At 64.2% G+C, this 21,552-nt stretch carries 14 protein-coding genes and 4 pseudogenes; 11 read left to right on the top strand and 7 right to left on the bottom strand.

Annotated features, from left to right (window positions below; translation table 11 throughout):
• Positions 1 to 13 precede the first annotated feature (13 nt).
• A complete protein-coding gene (locus tag M5I08_RS21470; RefSeq protein WP_219067062.1) occupies positions 14 to 2,488 on the top strand; it encodes an ABC transporter permease in 2,475 nt (824 codons plus the stop codon).
• Between the two features lie 15 nt (positions 2,489 to 2,503).
• On the opposite strand, the gene M5I08_RS21465 is transcribed toward M5I08_RS21470, so the two are convergent.
• The 4 genes from M5I08_RS21465 to M5I08_RS21450 all read right to left on the bottom strand — a co-directional run bounded on the left by M5I08_RS21465 (position 2,504) and on the right by M5I08_RS21450 (position 5,638).
• On the bottom strand, positions 2,504 to 2,974 hold the full coding sequence (locus tag M5I08_RS21465; RefSeq protein ID WP_249762947.1) for a hypothetical protein: 471 nt from the start codon (positions 2,972 to 2,974) through the stop codon (positions 2,504 to 2,506).
• A gap of 179 nt (positions 2,975 to 3,153) precedes the next feature.
• Complete coding sequence (locus M5I08_RS21460) at positions 3,154 to 3,753, bottom strand: class I SAM-dependent methyltransferase (RefSeq protein WP_370328524.1); 600 nt, start codon at positions 3,751 to 3,753, stop codon at positions 3,154 to 3,156.
• A 41-nt stretch (positions 3,754 to 3,794) separates the two neighbouring features.
• A complete protein-coding gene (locus tag M5I08_RS21455) occupies positions 3,795 to 4,394 on the bottom strand; it encodes a DUF4389 domain-containing protein (RefSeq protein WP_219067083.1) in 600 nt (199 codons plus the stop codon).
• Between the two features lie 32 nt (positions 4,395 to 4,426).
• Complete coding sequence (locus tag M5I08_RS21450; protein WP_249763424.1) at positions 4,427 to 5,638, bottom strand: FAD-dependent oxidoreductase; 1,212 nt, start codon at positions 5,636 to 5,638, stop codon at positions 4,427 to 4,429.
• A 268-nt stretch (positions 5,639 to 5,906) separates the two neighbouring features.
• Between M5I08_RS21450 and M5I08_RS21445 the strand changes: the two are divergent.
• Positions 5,907 to 6,383, top strand: a pseudogene (locus M5I08_RS21445) (DUF1501 domain-containing protein); the annotation flags it as partial.
• A 277-nt stretch (positions 6,384 to 6,660) separates the two neighbouring features.
• On the opposite strand, the pseudogene M5I08_RS21440 reads toward M5I08_RS21445, so the two are convergent.
• A pseudogene (locus M5I08_RS21440) lies at positions 6,661 to 7,224 on the bottom strand (PGRS repeat-containing protein); the annotation flags it as partial.
• A 1,377-nt stretch (positions 7,225 to 8,601) separates the two neighbouring features.
• Here M5I08_RS21440 and M5I08_RS21435 point away from each other — a divergent pair.
• Positions 8,602 to 10,683 (top strand): glycosyltransferase family protein, encoded by a 2,082-nt coding sequence (locus tag M5I08_RS21435; RefSeq protein WP_249762946.1) that lies wholly within the window; start codon positions 8,602 to 8,604, stop codon positions 10,681 to 10,683.
• Between the two features lie 108 nt (positions 10,684 to 10,791).
• Here the strand turns inward: M5I08_RS21435 and M5I08_RS21430 are convergent, their stop codons facing one another.
• Positions 10,792 to 12,243, bottom strand: coding sequence for a class I SAM-dependent methyltransferase (locus M5I08_RS21430; protein WP_219067067.1), 1,452 nt, complete (start codon positions 12,241 to 12,243; stop codon positions 10,792 to 10,794).
• Between the two features lie 375 nt (positions 12,244 to 12,618).
• On the opposite strand from M5I08_RS21430, the gene M5I08_RS27095 reads away from it, so the two are divergent.
• The 5 genes and pseudogenes from M5I08_RS27095 to M5I08_RS21405 all read left to right on the top strand — a co-directional run bounded on the left by M5I08_RS27095 (position 12,619) and on the right by M5I08_RS21405 (position 17,829).
• Positions 12,619 to 13,926, top strand: a complete 1,308-nt coding sequence (locus tag M5I08_RS27095; RefSeq protein ID WP_370328523.1) for a transposase — start codon at positions 12,619 to 12,621, stop codon at positions 13,924 to 13,926.
• A 10-nt stretch (positions 13,927 to 13,936) separates the two neighbouring features.
• A complete protein-coding gene (locus M5I08_RS21420; RefSeq protein WP_219070925.1) occupies positions 13,937 to 14,623 on the top strand; it encodes a DUF5666 domain-containing protein in 687 nt (228 codons plus the stop codon).
• Between the two features lie 296 nt (positions 14,624 to 14,919).
• Positions 14,920 to 15,725, top strand: a pseudogene (locus M5I08_RS21415) (IS256 family transposase); the annotation flags it as partial.
• Between the two features lie 431 nt (positions 15,726 to 16,156).
• Positions 16,157 to 16,462, top strand: coding sequence for a hypothetical protein (locus M5I08_RS21410; protein WP_219070489.1), 306 nt, complete (start codon positions 16,157 to 16,159; stop codon positions 16,460 to 16,462).
• 140 nt (positions 16,463 to 16,602) lie between these two features.
• Complete coding sequence (locus M5I08_RS21405) at positions 16,603 to 17,829, top strand: class I SAM-dependent methyltransferase (RefSeq protein ID WP_219070487.1); 1,227 nt, start codon at positions 16,603 to 16,605, stop codon at positions 17,827 to 17,829.
• 80 nt (positions 17,830 to 17,909) lie between these two features.
• On the opposite strand, the gene M5I08_RS21400 is transcribed toward M5I08_RS21405, so the two are convergent.
• Positions 17,910 to 18,251 (bottom strand): metallopeptidase family protein, encoded by a 342-nt coding sequence (locus tag M5I08_RS21400; RefSeq protein WP_249762945.1) that lies wholly within the window; start codon positions 18,249 to 18,251, stop codon positions 17,910 to 17,912.
• A gap of 50 nt (positions 18,252 to 18,301) precedes the next feature.
• Here M5I08_RS21400 and M5I08_RS21395 point away from each other — a divergent pair.
• The 3 genes and pseudogenes from M5I08_RS21395 to M5I08_RS21385 all read left to right on the top strand — a co-directional run.
• A pseudogene (locus tag M5I08_RS21395) lies at positions 18,302 to 18,486 on the top strand (transposase); the annotation flags it as partial.
• A 546-nt stretch (positions 18,487 to 19,032) separates the two neighbouring features.
• Positions 19,033 to 20,340, top strand: a complete 1,308-nt coding sequence (locus M5I08_RS21390) for a hypothetical protein (RefSeq protein ID WP_219070485.1) — start codon at positions 19,033 to 19,035, stop codon at positions 20,338 to 20,340.
• A 345-nt stretch (positions 20,341 to 20,685) separates the two neighbouring features.
• Positions 20,686 to 21,540 carry a class I SAM-dependent methyltransferase gene (locus M5I08_RS21385; RefSeq protein ID WP_219070483.1) on the top strand — a complete coding sequence of 285 codons (855 nt, stop codon included), beginning with the start codon at positions 20,686 to 20,688 and terminating at the stop codon, positions 21,538 to 21,540.
• Positions 21,541 to 21,552: the final 12 nt, after the last annotated feature.

The following is a 21,552-nucleotide window of genomic DNA, read 5'->3' as shown; positions in this document are numbered from 1 at the left end:
GATAGCTGCTGCGATGAGCCGGCTCCGCCTGTTCAGCGTGCGGGAACTTGCTGTGCATCGTTGGCGCACGGTCGCCTCGATCGCCGTAATGGCTGCATCCGCGATGTATCTGGTCGCGGTGTTCGGAATCTTCGGGTCGATCACCGGATCGGTCAACCGGCTGTCCGATGGGGTCGCGGGCATCGCGGCACTCGAGGTGTCGGGCATTACCGACGCGGGATTTCCCGACACGATAACGGCCGACGTCGCCACCGTGCGCGGCGTCGCGACCGCGGCGCCGATGATTCGGACTTCTGCGCCCACGGCGTCAGGTCCGGTTCTGCTGTTCGGCGCAGACAAGGACAGCGCCGTGCTGGGCGGCGCCTTGAAGGACGCCGTCGCGAAGCCACTGAAGACGCTGTCCGCCAACCCCGACGCTGTTCAGGTCGGGCCGGGTGTCGGTCACCGCAAAGGCGAGACATTCCGGCTGGGGTCGGCTTCGGTCTCAGTCACGGAAGTGCTCACCGGCAAGCAGCTTGCCGACCTCAACGGCGGACACTACGTGCTGGCGCCACTCGCTTTGGCGCAGGACATCACCGGGCGAAAGGGCCAGCTCGACTCGATACTGATCACGACAAAGTCCGGGGCTGATCTCGCGGCGGTGCGCGCCGCGGTCACGGCCGCCGTGAAGGGTCGGGCGATCGTCGCGGATCCGAGCATGCGAGCAGCCCGGGCCGGCGACGGCGTCAAGCTGATGAACTACATGGCGTTGATGGGTGCGGGAGTCGCGTTGGTGGTCGGCGCGTTCCTGATTTTCACCACGATGACGATGACGATCACCCAGCGCCGGCCGGTGATCTCGATGTTGCGTGCGATCGGAGGCCGACGTGTCACCATCGTTCGCGATTTGCTCGCCGAGGCCGTGATTCTCGGGTTGATAGGCGGAGCGATCGGGTCGAGCATCGGAATCATCCTGGGCCGTATGGCGATTGGCCGATTGCCCCCGGCGATAACTCAAGGCCTCGAAGCTCGGGTGGAGTACTGGTTGCCCGGCTACGCGATACCGGTCGCGCTGGCGGCGACCGCGTTCACCGGCGGGGTAGCGTCGGCGATGGCTGCGCGGCAGGTGTACAAGGTCTCACCGATCGAGGCCTTGGCGCCGGCTGGGGTTTCGGCCGCGGACTTCGTGCCGCGATGGCTGCGGACGGCATGCGGGATTGCAGCCGTCGCGGTGTTCGCGGCATCGATCGAGGTCGTGGCCGACCGGCGCGGCACACTCGCGTTCGCCGCAGTCTTTGCTGTGTTCAGCGCTGAGATCGCGCTTGGCTTCGCACTCACCGCGCTGATCGTCAAAGCGACTGCGGCAACGGCACGAATGTTCGGATCGGTTGGGCGACTCGCGGCGGCGACGGTCGAGCGTGCGCCGCGGCGGGTGTGGGCCACGGTGATGACGGTGCTCATCGCGGTGCTCACCACCGTCGTGATCACTGGTACGAACGCCGACATGATCTCCTCGGCGCGCGCCATCTTCGCACCGGTCGCCGGCGTCGACGTGTGGGTGAGCGCGGATCCTCCCGACAGATATCCCGTCGATGCGCTGCCGCGAGGTCTTGCCGGCAAGGTCGCGGCAGTGCCCGGGGTAGGCCACGTCATCCAGGGCGCTTTCGGATTCGCCGAGGTTGGCGGTACGCGGGTGATGCTCGACGGATTTTCCGCCGGGACCGCCGATCCGCTCTACCGCGCGCTCGGTGAGCAGGTGCGCAGCGACGTGCTCGCCGGTCGGGGCGTGGTGCTTTCGCAGAGCCTCGGCAGAACGCTCCATGTCCGAGCCGGCGACGACCTAGCACTGCAAACGCCACACGGCCTGCGCCGGACGGCTGTGTTGGCCTTGGCGCCGTACTTCTCGACGGTCATCGGCACCGTCGGGATGGACCTCGGTCGGATGCGCGCGTGGTTCGACCGCCCGGCCGCGACAGCACTTCAAATCGCCGCGGCCGAAGGCGTGAATCCGAATCGCCTATTGGCCGACGTCCGTCATGTGGTGTCCGCGCCGAATTACGTGTACAGCGGTCGCGCCGCGCTGGCGGGCCTCGAGGCGCCGCTTCACCAGAGCATGTTCATCGCCAATGCGGTATGGATCATCGTCGTATTCGTGGCGGCGGTAGCACTTTTCAACACATTGACGCTCTCGGTGCTCGAACGGCGTCGTGAAATCGGCGTGCTGCGAGCGATGGGAACCAGTCGGCGGTTCACCGTGGCGATGATCCTCGCCGAGGCGGCCGCCATCGGTGTCGTCGGCGGCGTGTGCGGGCTGCTGTTCGGCCTGACCGACCAGTGGCTCTACAGCCTGGTCAGCGGGGACATGATGAATTTCGCCGTGGGCTTCCGGCCGAGCCCGAGGGCGCTCGTGTTCGCCGTCGGCGCGCTGGTGATCAGCCTGCTCGGCTCGCTGCCGCCGGCGCGGCGCGCGGCGCGGCTGAACATCATCGAGGCCGTCGGCGTCGACTAGTTTTTCCCGAAGCGATCAGAAGCCGAGGGGAAGAAGCGCAATCCACAACTCGATGAGGGGATCCGTGAACGGAATGGTGAACGTGCTGTCGAGTGCCGGGTTCGTCGTGTCTGTGAAGGTATTGACTGTGACATCAACGGTCCCTGCGGTCACGTCCGCGGGCAGCGTTACCCCTGGCGGCAGCAGCGTAGCTAGGTGATCCGAGGGGTCGATCCCCGAGGTCAAAACATCCGTGAACCCGTGACCTGAGATGACCATCGCGTCGAAATGTTCGTCCGGGTCGGCGAAGCCCTGGTCGGTGAACAGGCCGAAATTTTGCAGGGGTCCACTCATAAAGTCCGCGTCGGGCCCCGGGGGGCTGGAGATGGTGATGCCATCATCCCCGTCTGCGTGGGCGACGGGGATCGTTGCCAGCGAAACAAACCCGGCGGCGAGGGTCGCGCCAGCCGCCGCGCCGAGGGCGACAATAGTACCTCGACTACTCATAGAAGACCCCCAATTCGAGGTGGGATCCAACTCACTGATGTGAGGAAGCTGAGTGTATACCTACGTCTGGGCTAAAGGAAGGGTGTCAAAACACCCTGGATGATGGGGTACGCCAATCCTCAGCGAATGGCGAATCGCCTACATATTCGACAGCACGTGAATACCCGGTCACAGTTCCGCTACCGGCGCTTTGGGGGGTTCGTCTCGACCACCGTGGCGAATCCTTGCAGATGAGGTGTGCACGGGGGCGGCACCAGGGTTCGCCGGATGCTGCGCAATCCACCGGTGTCGAAACCGGCCGCGGCGATGGCGTCGACGGTTCGGCGGTTCGGTTTGCAACCGGACGCCAACCAAGACCATGGTGCTGCGATCAGATCCTGGAACCTTCCCATCGCGCCGTCCCCGCGGACGTGCTCGAGGACGACCAACCGGCCGCCGGGTGCGAGCACACGGCGGATCTCGCCGAGGGTGGCGGCCACATCGTCGACCGAGCACAACACAAGTCCGACATGTACCGAATCAAAACTGTTGTCCGGGAAAGGGATCGACTCGCCGATCCCATCGACAATGTCGGCGGCGATGCGGTGGCGGCGCGCACGAGCGCGAGCCATCCGGCGGAACGCCGGCTGCGGCTCTACCGCGGCGACCGACGTCACCGTGGGTGGAAGGAACATCAAGTCGGACCCCGGGCCGCAACCGACCATCAACAGTCGACCGGCCGCATGCCTCATCGCCTCGCGGCGATACCGGCGATAGAACAGCCGGTCGAAGATCGGCATGCCGATTCGATACAGATACGGGAACAACGGATTAGGGCGGGTCACCTGCTACCCAGGTCCAGCCGGAACGGCGGATATTCGTCGCGCATCAACGAGACGTACACGGCCACCCGGTACCGCCATCGAACGATGCCCATGAGGAGGTCGTGCATGCCCTGTGAGATTGTCCCGGTGCACAGCAACCACACCGCGGCGACGACGCACAGGACCTGCAGCAGCGGCTCCATCGCCCAGCAAATCAATATCTGAGGGAACCCCAGCAGCCACCACTTCACCAGCACGGCCGAGTTGTTGAGGTGGTCGGGATAGTCGAGCTTGAGATCCCCCGGGTAGTCGGGCCGAGAAGCAAGCGTGAAGGGCGGGTACCTGTCGGTGCTGTTCATCGGGAATCGGTAATTCATGACTCGCCACGACCAGCGCAGAACTCCGACGTTGAAGTCGAAGATCGGGCGTGGATACCGTCCGGTGAACAAGATGGCGGCCCCTGCGACGATGGTCAGCAGCGGGTACATCAGATAGAGAAGCATCAAAATGGGGTAGTGCGGGACGGCCAGCACACACCATTTGACGAGCCACAGCCAGCGTGAGGGCTCGTCGGAATCGCCTCGTACGCATAAGGGGTGATCCGGGTAGTGGTCCATGGTCGTGGTCAAGCCCCTCATTTCCGGCGTTGTCATGGGCGGCGACCAGGGGGGGCGGTCGTCGCGGCCTGCAGGTCGCGGCTGATCTGCGCGGACATCCTGCGGTGACTGAGGAAATGCAGGAACACCGCCAACGTCCAGGTGTGCAAGCGGCCGGGGATCATCGCCGCCGGTCTGAGCGCAAACTCACTGTGGGACACCGGCAGTGACGCCACGCGGGACACGGCGTCGACCCGGCGTCGCCTGGTTTTCTCATACCAGCGCAGCGCACTCGAAAGCTCGCCGTTTCTGCCGTTCATTCCTTTCCGGAAATCCGACAACGCTTTGCGCAACACCATGGTGTCGAGCAGCGCCTGATTAGTGCCCTGCGCGAGAGTGGGGGGCATCGTGTGTGCGGCGTCACCGAGCAACGTCACCGCGCCTTGGCCTGGCCGCGGGATCGGATGCCGAAAATGCGGGTACGGGGAAGCGGCCAAGTCGTCGTCGGTCAATGTCGTCAGCACTCGGTCGGCCGTGTCACACCAACCGGTGAAAGCCGATCTAATCAGCTTGATCGGGCTTACCGGTCTGATGAAGTCGGACGACCAGGGCAAGTCGAACCACCACTGCATCGCGGAGCCACCGGCCGGCCACAGGCCGAGGTTCCCCTGTTTTCCGATAATGACCTGTGCGACATGAGGGTCGACCACATCGGGCAAGGTGAGCAGTCCCTGCCAACTGCACCATCCGGTGGGCTGCGCGAGTGGCGCGCCGACGATATTTCGGACCACCGAGTGCAGGCCGTCCGCGCCAATCAGCAGGTCTCCTTGGGCGAAGCTGCCGTCTTCGAATCCGACTCGCACGCTGTTGCGGGTAGTCGCCACCTTGAACGCGCGGGAGTTGCACCGGATCCGATCCGTCGGAAAGCCGTCCAACAGCCTTTCCAGCAGCACCCGCCGGGGCACCATCCGAATAGGTGCGCCCAGCCGCTCCGCGATCGCAGTCAGGTCCAAAGTGGCGAGCGCGCGTCCCGTGGATGTCGACATCCGCACGGTGGACAGCAGCTGACCTGCGCCCGCCATATCGACAGCCAGCTGCCTCAGAACCGTCGCGCCATTGGGCCAAATGGTCACGGCACCGCCACCGGCCTGCAGATTCGGGCGCCGTTCGAAGACGGTGACATCATGTCCGTCGCGGAGTAATCCCCGGGCAATGGAAATGCCGCTCACCCCGGCGCCGACAACGAGGATCCGAAGTGACCGCAGATCATTTTCGGCCGGCAGCTTCGCAGAACCTGCGGTGTCGGGCACAGTCCGAAATCGGTTTCTCAGCCGGTTCGTCGCCACGGACTCAATCTATGACGGCATTAAGCCCCCGTGCAGGGGTATGGCCGGATATTCCGCAGGGCGCCCACACCTCGCGAGCAGACGCGGAATCGCACAAGAATCGCTGTGGCGATGCGATTCTGCGTCTGCTCGCCGGCTAGATCCGGCGGGCGGTCCATTCGGCGCGATCAAGCCATCTGGCGGTAAACACAATTCGCTGGCCGGCCAACTGAGCATGGTGGCGACCGCCGTCAGGGCGGCAGTGCCCACGCGGGTGTGCGCGGTGCAACTGGGCGGTTTCGACACGCATGCCGACGAACGCGCCACTCAGCAGCGTCTGCTGTAGACCTTGGACGAAGCCCTAACGCCGTTCCTTGAGCAGATGGCCGGTGACCGGTACGGCAGAAATGTTGTCCTGCTGGCGTACTCGGAATTCGGACGACGGGTGCGGGCCAACGCGTCACAGGGCACTGACCACGGCACAGCTGGACCCGTGTTCATCGCCGGCGCTCCGGTCAAAGGCGGCTTCTACGGCGACCAGCCCAGCCTGACCGACCTCGACAACGGCGATCTCAAGCCCACCACCGACTTTCGCGACGTGTACTACGAGCTGCTGTCCACGACGTTACAGACCGACCCCACACCGTCGGTTGGGGCCGGTCGGCGCAGCCTGGGATTCCTCTGAACGAAGCACGTTAACAATGCCACCGGGGCATCGGGACACCGGGCCTATCCCAGCTGGTCAGCACCACTGAGGGGATTTGTTAGGGGTGGAAAACGCCACAAGAGCCAGTCGCCATTGTCCGCGCCGGCACCTCTTTCAGAACCGAAAGCTCGTCGAACGCCCAACCATCTGCACCGGCCTAGGTAGCCGCTTGAGGAAGGATTCGACCGGCCCGCAGCGACGATAACCAGCCGGCCGCGGGCCGGTCGAATCCTTGTGGTTAGGTGCGGATAGGTCAGCCGGAGGGGCCCGAGTGGCCAGTCTCCCCAGTCGCGCCGTTCGCACCGTCCTGGCCGAAGATCCCGCCTTTGCCGCCGAGCCCGCCGGCGCCGCCGTCACCACCGAGCGCGCCGGTGCCGCCGGTGCCGCCGTCGCCGCCGGCGCCGCCGTCGCCGCCGTTGCCGAACAGTGCCGCGCCGCTGCCGCCGGCGCCGCCGGCGCCGCCGAGCCCGCCAGTGGCGCCGTCGGCGCCGGTGGCGCCGACCCCGCCGCTGCCGCCGTCGCCGCCGTTGCCGAAGAAGAAGCCCGTCGCGTCGCCACCGGCACCGCCGGCGCCACCGGCGTCGCCGCCGGCACCGCCGTTGCCTGCTATGCCGTAGCCGGTGTCCCCACCGGCACCGCCCATGCTTCCTTCGAAGCCTTCGCCGCCCGCGCCGCCGTTGCCGTCGTACGCGACGCCGCCGGCGCCGCCGGCCTCACCGACGACGGTGCTGTTCCAGCCAGCACCGCCGTCACCGAAGAGCAACCCACCGGCGCCGCCTGTCGGATCTGCCGCCGTTCCGTCGGCGCCGTTGCCGATCAGCAACGTGCTAGGGTCCAAGCTATCGATCGAGTTGTCCCACTGGACCGTGAGGCCGCCCAGGCCGGTTGTGCCGTCAATCCACTCTTGTTCGAGAGTGTGCTGTGGGCCGTAGATGAAGGTCTCGTACAGCTGCGCGAGGTCGGTCGACGCAGCGGGGTCAGGGGGGACGGCGGCCGGATCAGCGGAAGTCGAAGCCGGGGACAACGCGGAGTCGATGTCGGGCATCGTGCCGGCCAAACTCGACGGGTCAAAGTTCGCCGCACCCTGCAATGCGGCGTCGAGGTTGGAGAGCCAGCTCGTCATGTCCAAAGCCGTCGTGGGGTCCACGGCGGAGAGGGAATTGAGGATTTGATCGATGATGATGTCTTCGCCGTCAGCCTTTGCCACCGGGATGGCGAGCAGCGGCGACACGCTCGCGATCGGCGACAGGCTCAAGGTTATGAACGTGCCGGCCGCAACGCTAAGGCGGATGAAACGAGCGTTGCGGTGCACGTCGTCTCTAGGCGATTCGCGGTCTTGCTTCTTCGAACGCCGATGTGTCATCGTTCTCGCCTTTCCTGCCGTTCCTGTGGGCTTCGCGTGTTTTCTTAGGTCGTGATTAGGCTGCGCTGGAGTCCATTTACGCGTCGGCCTGGGCGCAAACTGCTGCCATCCGGAAGCGTCTGCGGGCCCCTGGAGATAGAGAAATTAACTCGTTCGTACGCACCTGCATCTGCGGTGTTCACTGGGGTGATTGCGGTCACGATGAACGAGTAAGCAATGCCGGCGAGACCGTCGGGCTGACAGCAGCGGACCGCTTTTTGCGTTTCGCGACTGATGGCTCGGCTCCAACCAGCCATGGCCCACCCCGTTCGACTTAGATGTTTCCCAGGTGTCGTTAAGGTAAGCCTTCGACGTCCATCAGGCAACTCGGGCAAGGGAAATTTGCAAAAAAAATCGGAAAGATTTCTGATGATCCGGAGAACTGCCGTGTTCAACCTGGTCAAAGCCCTGTTTGCCCCGCTGCGGTGTGAGGCAGTAGCAGGGGGTTGGTGAATAGCTTGGTGCGTGATATTGGCGGTCTTCGGGTCATGTGGTTGGGAGTTGGAGTCGCTCCGCCAGGCCACGCCCGCGCGCCCGCGAGGGTCCACCGGGTGCGAGGTTGCCACTAAGCCGGACCCAGGCTCGCGTGGAAGTGTTGTTGCGGAGTTCCGCATCGAGGCAGACGTGGGACGCGCGGCGCTTGCCGCCGTTCCGATCCATCAAGACGACCGGGAACACCTCAGTTCTTGGGGTACTTTGCTACCCATGCGATTCGCCGTCGCGATTGTGTCACCTCCGAATTTTCAGCACAGCAGAGCATTTGACGAAGTTGCGGAGGGATTGCACCATGCTCTTTTGGCGCTTGGCCATGACTCGGTGGTGACCAGCCGTCTCGACCTCGACGAGCGCCGCACCATCGTGCTCGGCGGAAACCTCCTCGTCCGAAACGGCTTAAAGCCGCCGAAAAACCCCATCTTCTACAACCTCGAGCAATTGGGTGACGACTTGCCGTCGATGACGTTGCCTGGATTCTTCGACCTTTTCCGGCGTTACCCGACGTGGGATTACAGTCCAGCCAACATCGAGCGGCTCGCCGCCCTGGGATTGCCCCGGCCCACCTACGTTCCGATCGGATACGTCCCCGAGCTGACCCGGATCGCCCCAGCCGCCGAGGACGTCGACGTACTTTTCTACGGCGCGCCCTACGAGCGCCGATACGCCGTTCTGCGGGATCTGCACGACAGAGGTCTTCGGGTCAAATGGCTATCGGGCGTCTACGGCGCGGGCCGCGATGCCTGGATCGCGCGCTCGAAGGTCGTCCTCAACCTGCACTACTGGGAAGCGAAAATCTTCGAAATCACGCGTGTTTCGTATCTGCTCGCCAATAGGCGGGCGGTGGTCTCAGAGTGTGGCGCCGATCCGGCATTGGAGCGCGACCTAGAGTCGGGCGTCGCGTTCGCGGACTACGACGAACTGGTCGAGCGCTGTGTGGAGCTCCTCGGCGACGAGCGTGCGCGACGCGAGCTCGCCGAGCGGGGCTACGAAATTTTCTCCGCTCGCGACCAGGCCGCCATCGTGGACCGCGCACTGGCAGATCTCGAGGGTGTCGCCCACCAGACCGATGCGCGGGCCGGCCCTTGCACCGATGTGCGCCCCGAAGACCACAGCGCAGATCATCAGCTCCGCGAGCGCCGACTGTTCAGGCATAAGTTTGCGCCCGACCGCGATCTGTGGCTGGCCAAGGTCGAACGCAATCCCGCGGATGCGCGGTCGGTCTTTTTCCTGGCCGAAACCTGCTTCCAGTTGGGCGATTTCGTCGACGCGCGCAGGTGGTATGCGCGGCGGGTCGAGATGGGCGGCTGCGACGAGGAGGTCTACTGGGCGATGTTTCGGCTCGCGGCCTCGATGGGGGAACTCGGTGAGCCGTGGCCGAATGTTCAGGATGCCTACCTCAAGGCGTGGGAGTTTCGACCGACCCGCGCCGAGGCGTTGCACGCCATCGCCTTTCGGTGTCGCGGCGAGCGGCGCTACTGGCTCGGTTACCTGCTTGCCCAGCGGGCCGCCGAAATGCCGTTTCCCGAAGAGGACCTTTTTGTCCTCGGATACTTCGCAGAGGTTTACGCCTGGCGCGCAACCGATGAGCTGGCGGTGTGCGCATCCTGGATCGGTCGGCACGCCGAGGCGTTCACGCTGTGCCGGCGCCTGCTGGCCCGCCCCGACATCCCTGAGGGTGATCGGCAACGGATCGCGGCCAACCGCGACTTTTCGGCGCCGGCCATGATCGAGGCGGCCGAACCGTACCCCGACGCCCTGGCGCAGTCCCTTGCCGCCGGTCCCGGGGAGGCCGAGGTCACCGTCAGCCTGATCGCCGGGCCGGACCGCCAGACCACCGAGCAGACCATTAACTCGTTTCTGACCTGCTGCCTGGATGTGTCGCGGGTCGGGCGCTTCCTGGTGCTCGACGCCGGCCTGTCGGCCCCCGACCGCGCGCTGCTGCAGCAGCGCTACGGGTTCCTCGAGTTTGCCGATTGCGGCCCCGGCGACCGGCCCGCCGCCCAACTGGCGCAGCTGCGCCCTCAGATCAACGGACGGTTCTGGCTGCACCTGGGTGAAAGCTGGCGGTTTTTCGCCCCCGAGAACTACATCACCCGCCTGAGCGCGGTGCTCGACGCCGAACCACAGGTGTTTCAGGTGGGCATCAACTTCGCCGACGCGGCCAAGCTGACCGGCGCCAGCGCTGCCGAGCAGGCAATACGCCGGGCACCCGACGCCGGCCGTTACCTGCTGACCAAGGCGCCGGCCACCGGCCCGGCGATGTTCGACACCGCACGCCTGGACCGGGCCGTCCGTGTGCAGGAAAGCCGCGCCGGACTACAAACCGCCAGCCTCGACGAAGTGCTCTGCATATCAGGTCTCGATGTGGGCGTACCACTGTGATACTGGGTCGGCTCGGAGTTAGCCGACGGGTAGATCGAATCCGGCGCGAGACGCGCAGTTGTTGCCCTACTGGACCTGACATTTTCGTCACGGTCTCGTTATGCAGGCTCAGTAGAGGCTGAACAGCTCGGTCAGGCGGTCCGGTTCCTCGCAGAGCGGACCCGAGTCGGTCATTTCGAGTTCCTCCCACAACGACCGCAGTCGATTCTCGTCCATGACGGTTGCGGCGTGCTCATCGACGATGTCGTAGGAGCAATCGGCCAAAACGTGCGATGCCGGGTCGACGCTGTTGATCGCGACCAGGCCAGTCGGCGGGCAGTCCAGCACATGCAGTCGCAGATCCGGGCGGTACTTTTTCAGGATTGGCAGCAACTTCCAAACGTCGCCAGTCCACATGCCGGCGGTGTCTTTCTCAAAGGACTCGCCCGGCAACCACTGCCGCAACGCCATCCGCGGATTCAACGGCACGCAGTCATGCAGCAGGATCAGTGAGCGGGGATGACAGGCAGCCTCTGCCCCGATCAGATCGCGCAGCAGGAATTCGAACCGGTGCATGCCATCCAAAAAGACCATGTCCACCGGCCGTCCCAGCAACTGCCGCACATTTTCGGTCGCAAAGAAAGTGTCCGACGGCATCTGGAAGAAGAACGTGCGCCTGCGGTTGCCGGTGGCGGTAACCGCAAGCTGGAACTGAGGGTCCACCGCGATCGCGTCGCAACCCGCGAGCGCCAGCGAAGTCCCAGTCTCTGTGCCGACCTCCAAGTATGTGCGCGGCGTCAGATGCGTGTGCAATGCGGTCAGGAAGTCAACATATGGAACCCCGAGCATGCGGAACGAGTTGGTCGCATCGTCAAAGTCGTGCACTGGGGGCCAGCCCTCTCCGTCGTCTTGATTGCTTGCCGCGTATTTCCGCGATCTCGCGTCGGCGTCCGTCCTGACACGCTGGCCACATCGGGCCGCATACGAGTTAGCGCGCAGCGCGCAACCACGCTTTGCTCGTGGACGGACCCCACCTTCACCAGATGCGGATCTGACGCGGCCTCCTCCGAACGTCGACAGCATTGGCTGCACGAATGCGGCGAACGCGATGATGTCGCCAGCGACGGACCGTACGCTCTGGTCAAGACAGCCGGCCGGCGCGCAGCCAACGATTCGGTCATACAGATCTTGTGCGAACCTACCTGCCGTCGCGGCCGGCTGATCCATGTTCTCCCACAGACCGAGATCGAAGGTTTGCTTAATCAACTGTGCGACAAGCGGATTCTCTGCCATCCGCTCCAGGCCCAGCGCTTCCACCGACTGCGCCACTTGCGCTGGCTCGCGCACGCAGAGCATGTATCGCACCTCGACGCCCAGTTCGGCACAGATCTCGTCCCAGATCGGCAGCAGCCAGACAGCCCTTGGATCATGAAAACCGAAGTGCCGATTTCTAATGAGTTGCGCGCGCAGCCATTCCACCATCTCTTCGCGTATGACGCGCACCGAGTCTTCGGCCCAGGACTCTGCTGGCAGGTCGGGTATTTCGTCGAGATCGCACTGCGCAATCTTCAGCGCGCTCAACAGGCGATCATGGAACGCCAGGAGGTCCGCGCTGGCCCACCGCGAGCGTCCGTCATCGGACGTCGACGGGTCGCCCGCGCCAAAATGGACGCCAAGTAGGCCCAACAGGTTCGCGCAGAATGCGGCGCCGCTTTGTTCCATGCCGAGGACAAGGACGACGCAACCTTCATCCGTTCGCTTCGTGCCGGACGTTTCGATGCGAAGCGGCTTGCTCGGTGAATTTGTAAGCTCCGGCCCGCCGGCAAAGCGGACCGAAACCTTGTCGAACGGGGCGATGGGTGCATCGAAGACGAATTCGAAGCCTGCGTTGATCGGCAGCCCTCGACCCCGAGTGGGGTCATCCGCCGTTCGGCGCGCAGACCATCCTCAACGGCCATGAGTTCGCAGGCCGCCGCGGCGGGGATAGCATTCACCAAGGCCGGCAACTGCTTCACCGCTGTGGCCGACCCCGCAGGCCTGGCCCGGATCGCAGATGCCTTGTCGCAGGATGCGGCTGTAGGGCGGCTGGGTCGGGTCTGCCAACGCTGGATCTATTCGGCGTGTTTGTGCTTCGGGCTGGATCTCGACGAGCAGCACCGCAGCGGATTCGGCTACGGGTTCGCCGTCTATCAGCTCGAATACAGCCGCAACCTGATCTTCGCCAACGGCGCCATCATGCAGCGGATGTTCGACGCAGTCGTCGATCGCACCCGCTGCCGGCTGGATGTGCCCAAGATCGGCACCATCGTCGGCGCCGTGCGGCGCCCGCGCCGCACCCGCAGACGCTCCTCGGCGATCGAGGCCGCGATCGAGACACCTGCCTATGGCCTGACCGTGTTCAAGCTGCACTTTGGGCGGTTGACCGGCAAGGCCTACACCAAAGGCGAACGCGTGCTTCGGTTCGAGGCGATCGCGCATAACGCCGCCGGGCTGCGCTGCGGGCGCATGATCGAGAAGTTTCCCGAGATCGTCACCCAGCTGGGCGGCATCGCCGAACGGTTCGCCACCGCGCTGGACTGTGTGGACACCGGATTCCTGGGCGATGGCGTCCTCGATGGGCTGCCCACCGCGTCAACGCTGGGCGCCACCCGCGTCGGCGGGGCGGACCTGAACAAACCCCCGGAGCGCATCGAGGAGCAGATGCACCCTTTTGCCCGCCAGCTTGAACAGTTGGCGACGATCCCGGGCGTGGGCCAGTGCGTCGCTGAGGTCATCATCGCCGAGACCGGCGCTGACATGACTCGCTTTCGCACCGCCGCACACTTGGCGTCGCGGGCCGTGGTGTGCCCGGGCCATCACGAGTCGGCCGGCAAACGCCGATCCGGCAAGACCCGTCACGGCAACCGATGGCTTACCGGAGCGCTGGGCACCGCTGCGATGGCCGCAGCCCGCACCAAAGACACCACCTACCTCGGGGCCCGATATCAGCGCCTAGCGCCCCGCCTGGGTAAGACGAAAGCCATTGTCGCCATCCAACACTCAATCCTGACCGCGGTATGGCACATGCTCACCGACGATGAGCGCGACAAGCGCCACATCACCCTGGGAGCCGCGACTCACCGGTTATTTCGAACCAGACGATTCGGCTTTCGGCACAACCGCTCAAAAAACACAGTAGTCTCGTACAGAGCCATCGCCGGTGCTCGATTCCGCCGCTGGCGGAACCGTTGCCTAGCTGGCCTGGCCAAAGTGGCCGACGATTGAAAGGATCTCGATGCAACTAAGTTTCAAGCCCGCCCGGCTGACCGGATTCGCGGTCCTCGCGGTTGCGAGCGCAACCGCGCTCGCCGTGGGCGCGTGCAGTTCGTCGAACAAGTCGAACAATGCGCAGCCCCCGGCTACGTCGTCACCGGCGTCCGCCAACGCCCCGCAGCAGGTCCACGGACTGATCGCATCGGTGTCGGGCAACGCGATACAGGTCACCGAGAAAGATGGGACGGCCGCCGTCGACTTCAGCCCCACGACGAAGGTCAGAGAGGTCACCCCGGGCCAGTTCAGCAACGTCGCCAACGGCAACTGCGTGGCGGTGGCTCCCGCCGCGCCCGCCGCAGGTGGCGCTGTCACGGCAAAAGTCGTGAACATAGTCCCAGCTGCTGCGAACGGCAAGTGCCCGCAACCTAAACCCCCGGCCAACCCCGGACCGAATCAGCCAGTTCACGGCACGGTTGCGTCCGTGGCAGGTGACACCATCACGGTGAGCGATACCGACGTCAACGGAAACCCGTCTCAGACCCCCGTGAAGGTGGACGACAAAACGCGCTACTCCCTGGTGGGGGCCGTCGATTCCGGGGCCATCGCGCAGGGCAAATGCATCACAGCGTCTGGCACAACCAAGGATGCGAGCGGCGCGCTGCAGGCGACAGTGATCAGCTTGGCCGCCGCGAACAACGGCAAGTGTTAAGCGGCTGCAAGCGGCGGGGGCGGTAACGCGTCAGTATGACCGCGGCAGTCCCAGGCTATAGCTGCGCGATGTGGTTGAGGATCATCTCGCCGCACCCACGGTGAGCCGGAAAAGCCTCTTCGAGGAGGGCGTATTTCTGCGCGCGGTACAACATCGAGACTTTCGAATTCGCCTCCACCGCACCGAAGCGCAGGCTGGGACCATCCGTACTGAGTGGCGATCGGCACCAGCGATAAGCAGCTCGTTAATGACATCCCCGACCGAGGTAATTTCGGGCAGTTGCCGTTAGATCTAGAGACACCGAGGTGGCCGCCTTCCGCGAGCGGCCGCTGGACGATCAGCGGTTCCCGTATGTGTTCCTCGATGCCACCTACTGCAAGGCGAGGGTCAACCACCGGGTGGTTTCCCAGGCCGTGGTGATCGCCACCGGGGTGGCCGCCGACGGCCGGCGTGAAGTCTTGGGCTTTGAGGTCGGCGACAGCGAAGACGGCGCGTTTTGGACGGCGTTCTGCGCTCCCTGAAATCGCGCGGTCTGGCCGGGGTGCAACTGGTCATCTCCGATGCCCACAGTGGACTGCGTGGCGCGATTGACGCCGTTGTGATCGGCGCGACCTGGCAACGCTGCCGAGTGCATTTCTCGCGCAACGTGTTGGCCCAAGTCCCGAAAGGCTCAGCGGAGATGGTCGCCGCTGCGATCCGCACCATCTTTGCCCAACCTGACGCCGAGCACGTGCGCGAGCAACTCGACACCATCGCTTCCATGCTCGGCCGACAGTTGCCCAAGGTCGAAACCATGCTGCGCGACGGCGTCGACGACATCACCGCATTCGCCGATTTCCCTGTGCCGCACTGGAAAAAGATCTGGAGCACCAACCCACTGGAGCGGCTCAACAAAGAAGTCAAGCGTCGCACCGATGTCGTCGGGGTTTTCCCTAACCCGGCAGCACTGTTGCGGCTGGCCGGCTCCGTGCTTGTCGAAGCTCACGATGAATGGCAGGTTGCCGACAAACGCTACCTGTCTGAATCCACCTTGGCTTTGCTCAACGAGCCCAATGATCAACCCCAGCCGAACGTTGCACCTCCTGCCGCGCTGACGGCATAGTGAAAGCCCTGTAGAGGTTGAAAACTCCCGCAGAGCTTCGGGCGAAACGCCTGCTTGACTTGGCCTCCTCGCAGCGGTGTGCGCCTTAGTAGAGACTGCGGTGAGCGTTCGGGGCTCAGCGGGAGAGTTTGAGGGGGTCGAGATGTCAGGCATCGATGGCAAAGTCGTATGTCAAAGTGCTCACCGGCCGGCGGCTCGGTTGATCAGCCTGCCTCGACGACGGGCAAATCCCCGTCAACGGCACGCTGATCGATACCCATTAGGTTGGACCCGGCACCCCGTGGACCGATTATGGTCGGCCTGGCAGTCGAAGCTGCTGCTTCGCGAGCCGCTATTTGTGGAACTGTACGGCACGGCGCTGGTCCCCCGTAGTCCAAAGGAGCTACCCGAAGGTCGACGGCGGTGGTGGGCACGACGAACTACTCCCGCCCTTGACAGCCATTGCCGAGGACTTCGAAAACTTCGTTGCCGCTCTGGCCCAGGACCCGCAGCTTCTCACAGCCGACCCGCACTGGGCACCACAGAGCTACTTGCTTCGCCCCGAAGTATTTCCATACTCAGAGATTGGGCGCATCGAGGCGGCCGCGGTGACCCTCGGCCGACTCGAACGCCACTTGCGGGCACAAGGCTGGCGGGGGACGCTCGACCTGAAACGGCTCAACGCCACGCTGCTGCCGCGCGCAGTCATCCGCGATCCGACTGCTGCTGCGACTGATCGAGACAATTTATACCGATGACATGATCGCTTTCGGGTATGAGCCCGCGAATGTGGGCCATCCGCCTTCTGCGGATACCAGCGCTGTTGCGGTGCAAGCACTGGCCGAGCTGGTTGAGCGGCATGAGCGGATCAGCGATCTTCACCGGATGCTCGCGCCAAATGACTACCCTGGAGACTCCGGGCGGTTCCCCGGAGGTGGAGCAGCGAAAGGTGCGCTGCCCCGACGAGGAGGGACAGGATCGGCGCATGGCCGTGGAGATATCCGGGGTCACCCTATGCCCCAGCGATGACCTGATCACCGCTGCTTGCCTCGACCGCCCGCGGACGGGTCCGGTCGACGGATACGCGTTCGAGGTCGACGGCTGGGTCGTAAGCAAGGCGCCCGTAGCCGAGGTGGAGTTCGTCCACGAGCAAACCGTGCTTGCGAGTTGCGCGCTAACTGTTTCCCGGCCCGATGTGGCCGAAGTGTACGGCAGCAGTTCGTCACCAGCGGGGTTCTCGAAGGCGGTCGAAACCGTCGGACTCGCACCGGTTTTCACCGTTGGGGTGAGGGTTGTCCTCCAGGATGGACGCCGACGCGCGATTGCGGAAATACGCGGCAGGCAATCGATACAAAGGGGGGCGGGCCCAGTGCACGACTTTGACGATGCGACCCACTCGTTCCGCATGCTGGGTGTGCCCTACGATGACTTCCTGACCGCATTGCACACCCATCTGACGCCGCGCACATACTTGGAGGTCGGCACAGAGACTGGGACTTCGCTGGCGCTCGCGGGTTGCGACGCGATCGCGGTGGACCCTCAGTTCCAGCTTGCGGTTACCGCCACCGGCAACCGCAGGCGCACGTTCTTCTTCCAGATGCCGTCGGACACTTTCTTTGCGACCGAAAATGTGCGGCAGTTGCTGGGACGGCCGGTGGACATGGTCTTTTTGGATGGCATGCACCGGTTCGAATTCCTGCTGCGCGATCTGATCGGGACAGAGGCTGCCTGTCATCCCCGCTCACTGATCCTGCTGCATGACTGCGTGCCGTTGAATCCGCGGATGGCGTTGCGGCAGTGGTTGCCGGGCGAGTCCTTTGAGAAAGACACCGCCGGCATGTGGACTGGCGACGTTTGGAAGTTACTGCCAATCCTGAAAAAGTACCGTCCGGATCTGCGACTGCATGTGCTGGACTGCCCGCCGACTGGCCTGGTCGCCGTCACCCGCGTCGACCCGGCATCGCACGTTTTAGCCGATCGCTACTACGACATCATCGATGAGCACGCCGCAACCGCCATGGACGAGAATCGACTGCGGTCGTTGTGGGAAGAACTCCAATTGACGGACTCGGGTCCGCTCTGCGAGGAACCCGACCGCCTGACCGAGCTGTTTAGTCTCTACTGAGCCTGCATGAGAAGTTTAGGTAGCGACGTGAGATCGTGCCTTCGTCACGTCAGTCGCTATCAAGCTCGATCAACCGCGCGTCACTTGACCTCGAAGTAATGCGCGAGCTCGTGAAGCACGACGTTTCTGACCTCGCGACGTAGACGATCGGCGTCGCCGGCAGCGAGTCGCGTGATCGGCCCGCGGAAGATGCTGACCTTGGCGGGCAACATTCCGCTGCCCGAGAAAGGGCCCCATCCTCTCCTATGCAGCGGCACGCCGGAGTACAGGCCGAGCAGCGGAAGCCCGCCGGGAGGCTCGTCCTCGACGATGAACGCGACGTTGCTGATCGCCCGACGGAACTCGGCCGGCAAGGAGCCCAACGCATCGTCAATCGCCTCTTCGAACGGATCGTCGAGATCCGGGTCCGAACGCGCATCCATCTCCGCAACGATGCCACAATCGGCGCTGGGATAGTGGCGGCTTCTTCCAACTGGAGGAGTTCGCCCAACTCGGCCCCACCTTGTGGCGCCGCCGCGTCGACATCCTTGCCTTCTTCGACCACCACGCCTTCAACGGACCCACCGAAGCCGTCAACGAACGGCGAGAAGCTTTGCGCCGCAACGCCCCCGGATTCCGCAAAAGCTCACCCACTACCGCTGGCGCTCACTGCTGCACGGCCGAACTCCACCAACTTGTCAAGGCACTCTGAATTACGAAGATCCCGTTACGTCAGGAACACCTCACTTCTTGCGGTACTTTGCTACCCATGCGATTCGCCGTCGCGACTGTGTCACCGCCGAATTTTCGGCACAGCAGAGCATTTGACGAAGTTGCGGAGGGATTGCACCTCATTCTTCTGGCGCTTGGCTATGACTCGGTGCTGACCAACCGTCTCGACCTCGACGATCGCCGCACCATCGTGCTCGGCGGAAACCTTCTCGTCCGAAACGGCTTAGAGCCGCCCAAAAACCCCATCTTCTACAACCTCGAACAACTGGGTGACGATTTGCCGTCGATGACGTTGCCTGGATTCACGACAGAGGCCTCCGGGTCAAATGGCTATCGGGCGTCTACGGCGCGAGCCGCGATGCCTGGATCGCACGCTCGAAGATCGTCCTCAACCTGCACTACTGGGAAGCGAAGATCTTCGAAATCACACGTGTTTCCTATCTGCTCGCCAATAAACGGGCGGTGGTTTCCGAGCGTGGTGCCGATCGGACATTGGAGCGCGACCTAGAGTCGGGCGTCGCGTTCGCGGACTATAACGAACTGGTCGATCGCTGTGTGGAGCTCCTCGGTGACGAGCGGGCGCGACGCGAGCTCGCCGAGCGGGGCTATCAAACATTCTCCGCTCGCAGCCAGGCCGACATCGTGCACCACGCGCTGGCGGATCTCGAGGGTGTCACCCACGAGACCGCCGCAGGGGATGACCCCGGTAGCCATGTGCACCTCGAAGGCAAAGACCACACCGCAGATCAGCAGCTCCGCGATCGCCAACTGTTCAGGCATAAGTTTGCGCCCGACCGCGATCTGTGGCTGGCCAAGGTCGAATGCAATCCCGAGGATGCGCGGTCGTATGCGCGGCGAGTCGAGATGGGCGGCTGCGACGAGGAGGTCTACTGGGCGATGTACCGGCTCGCAGAGTCGATGGCGGAACTCGGTGAACCGTGGCCGGACGTTGAGGACGCCTACCTCAAGGCGTGGGAGTTTCGACCGACCCGCGCGGAGCCGCTGTACGTCATCGCCTTTCGGTGTCGCGTCGAGAAGCGCTATCGGCTCGGTTACCTGTTTGCCCAGCGCGCCGCCGAAATGCCGTTTCCCGAAGAGGACCTCTTTGTCCTCGGATACTTCGCAGAGGTTTACGCCTGGCGCGCCACCGATGAGCTGGCGACGTGCGCATCCTGGATCGGTCAGCACGCCGAGGCGTTTGAGCTGTGCCGGCGCTTGGTGGCCCGCCCCGACCTGCCCGAGGGTGATCGGCAACGGATTGCGGCCAACCGCGACTTTTCGGTGCCGGCCATGATCGAGGCGGCCGCACGGTACCCCGACGCCCTGGTGCAGTCCCTGGCCGGCGGTCCCGGCGAGGCCGAGGTCACCGTCAGCCTGATCGCCGGACCGGACCGCCAGACCACCGAGCAGGCACTGAACTCGTTTCTGACCTGCTGCCTGGATGTGTCACGGGTCGGGCGCTTCCTGGTGCTCGACACCGGCCTGTCGGCCCCCGACCGCGCGCTGCTGCAGCAGCGCTACGGGTTCCTCGAGTTCGCCGATTGCGGCACCGGGCACAGGCCCGCCGCCCAACTGGCGCAGCTGCGCCCTCGGATCGACGGACGGTTCTGGCTGCACCTGGGTGAAGGCTGGCGGTTTTTCGCCCCCGAGAATCTCATCACCCGCCTGACCGCGTGCTCGACGCCGAACCCCAGGTGTTTCAGGTGGGCATCAACGTCGCCGATGCGGTCAAACTGCCCGGCGCCAGCGCCGCCGAGCCGGCGGTGCGCCGGGCACCCGACGCCGGCCGCTACCTGCTGACCGAGGCGATCGCCGCCGGCCCAGCGATGTTCGACACCGCACGCCTGGATCGAGCCAGCGGCGGGCAAACCAGCGACCCCGATCCTGGGCGACCGCCCGCCGCCAGGCTGCGGACGCCAGCCTCGACGAAGTGCTCTGCATGTCAGGTCTACACCTCTAGACCGAGGCCTTCGCCCCCACCTGTGGAAACTGCCGGCGGTGGGCCGTCGAGTTGGGGGCTCCGGCTGGGACGTCATCGGCGGCATGCTGAACGTCGCCATACTCCTCGAAGAGGCCGAACAACGCTTATAGTCAGGCGTGGTTGAGAGGACTGACAAGTTCGGCTGACTACAGTGAGGTGGCATCATGACCGGGAGTATTCCGCCGGGCTCGAATCGTACTTCGACAGCGAACTGCGGCACGCCTGATGAAGTGCTGCCCCCCCGGGAGCTTCAGGATTGGGTGGGTGGCGGTGGCGCTGACGCGTATAAGGCAATCGGCAATAAATTCTTGGGTCATTTGGTTGACCTATGCGGGTTGCAGCCAGGTGATGCAGTGCTCGACGTTGGCTGCGGTTCAGGGCGGATGGCTTTGCCGCTCACCGGCTACCTGAGCCCCGTGGGCCGCTACGCTGGCTTCGATGTTTCACGCGAAGCAATTGCGTGGTGCACGCAGAACATCTCGGGATCACACCCCAACTTCGATTTCACAGTCGCAGATGTTCAGAGCAGTCAGTACAACCCGAAAGGGAAATACAAATCATCGGACTTCCGTTTTCCCTATCCCGACGGGTCGTTCGATGTAGTGCTACTTGCCTCAGTATTCACGCACATGCTGCCAGCAGACGTGAGGCACTATCTGCAGGAGATCGTCCGTGTGCTGAAGCCGGGCGGGCGAAGTCTAATCACCTTCTTCCTGCTGAATGAGGAGTCTTTAGCACTCATGAAGGAAGGAAAGGGGCCTTTAAACTTCGAGCATGAGATGCAAGGTTATCGAACGACCAACATCGAAAATCCTGAAGCGGCGATCGCCTACCCGGAAGCCTTCGTCAGGGATCTGTATGGGAAATGCGGCCTTGAGCTTCGTGAGCCGCTGCGCTACGGCTCGTGGTCCGGCCGAACCGACGGTATGGGCGGGCAGGACGCCGTGATCGCGGTCAAGCCGCGAGCAGACAACAACGTGACGAACGGCGTAGTAGATGCAGGGTTCCGGCATTGTTGAACGGCGGGGCCG

It is taken from the genome of Candidatus Mycobacterium methanotrophicum (genome assembly GCF_023515995.1).
GTDB lineage: Bacteria > Actinomycetota > Actinomycetes > Mycobacteriales > Mycobacteriaceae > Mycobacterium > Mycobacterium methanotrophicum.
The sequence above is the reverse complement of the archived record's forward strand: the minus strand, read 5'-3'. Positions and strand labels throughout refer to the sequence as shown.

Excerpts from the sequence above, each read along its gene's own strand:
- M5I08_RS21455 (WP_219067083.1), bottom strand. The coding sequence starts at position 4,394 with ATGGACCACTACCCGGATCACCCCTTATGCGTACGAGGCGATTCCGAC.
- M5I08_RS27095 (WP_370328523.1), top strand. The coding sequence starts at position 12,619 with ATGAGTTCGCAGGCCGCCGCGGCGGGGATAGCATTCACCAAGGCCGGC.
- M5I08_RS21470 (WP_219067062.1), top strand. The coding sequence starts at position 14 with ATGAGCCGGCTCCGCCTGTTCAGCGTGCGGGAACTTGCTGTGCATCGT.
- M5I08_RS21420 (WP_219070925.1), top strand. The coding sequence starts at position 13,937 with ATGCAACTAAGTTTCAAGCCCGCCCGGCTGACCGGATTCGCGGTCCTC.
- M5I08_RS21405 (WP_219070487.1), top strand. The coding sequence starts at position 16,603 with ATGACTACCCTGGAGACTCCGGGCGGTTCCCCGGAGGTGGAGCAGCGA.
- M5I08_RS21465 (WP_249762947.1), bottom strand. The coding sequence starts at position 2,974 with ATGAGTAGTCGAGGTACTATTGTCGCCCTCGGCGCGGCGGCTGGCGCG.
- M5I08_RS21460 (WP_370328524.1), bottom strand. The coding sequence starts at position 3,753 with ATGCCGATCTTCGACCGGCTGTTCTATCGCCGGTATCGCCGCGAGGCG.
- M5I08_RS21400 (WP_249762945.1), bottom strand. The coding sequence starts at position 18,251 with ATGGATGCGCGTTCGGACCCGGATCTCGACGATCCGTTCGAAGAGGCG.
- M5I08_RS21385 (WP_219070483.1), top strand. The coding sequence starts at position 20,686 with ATGACCGGGAGTATTCCGCCGGGCTCGAATCGTACTTCGACAGCGAAC.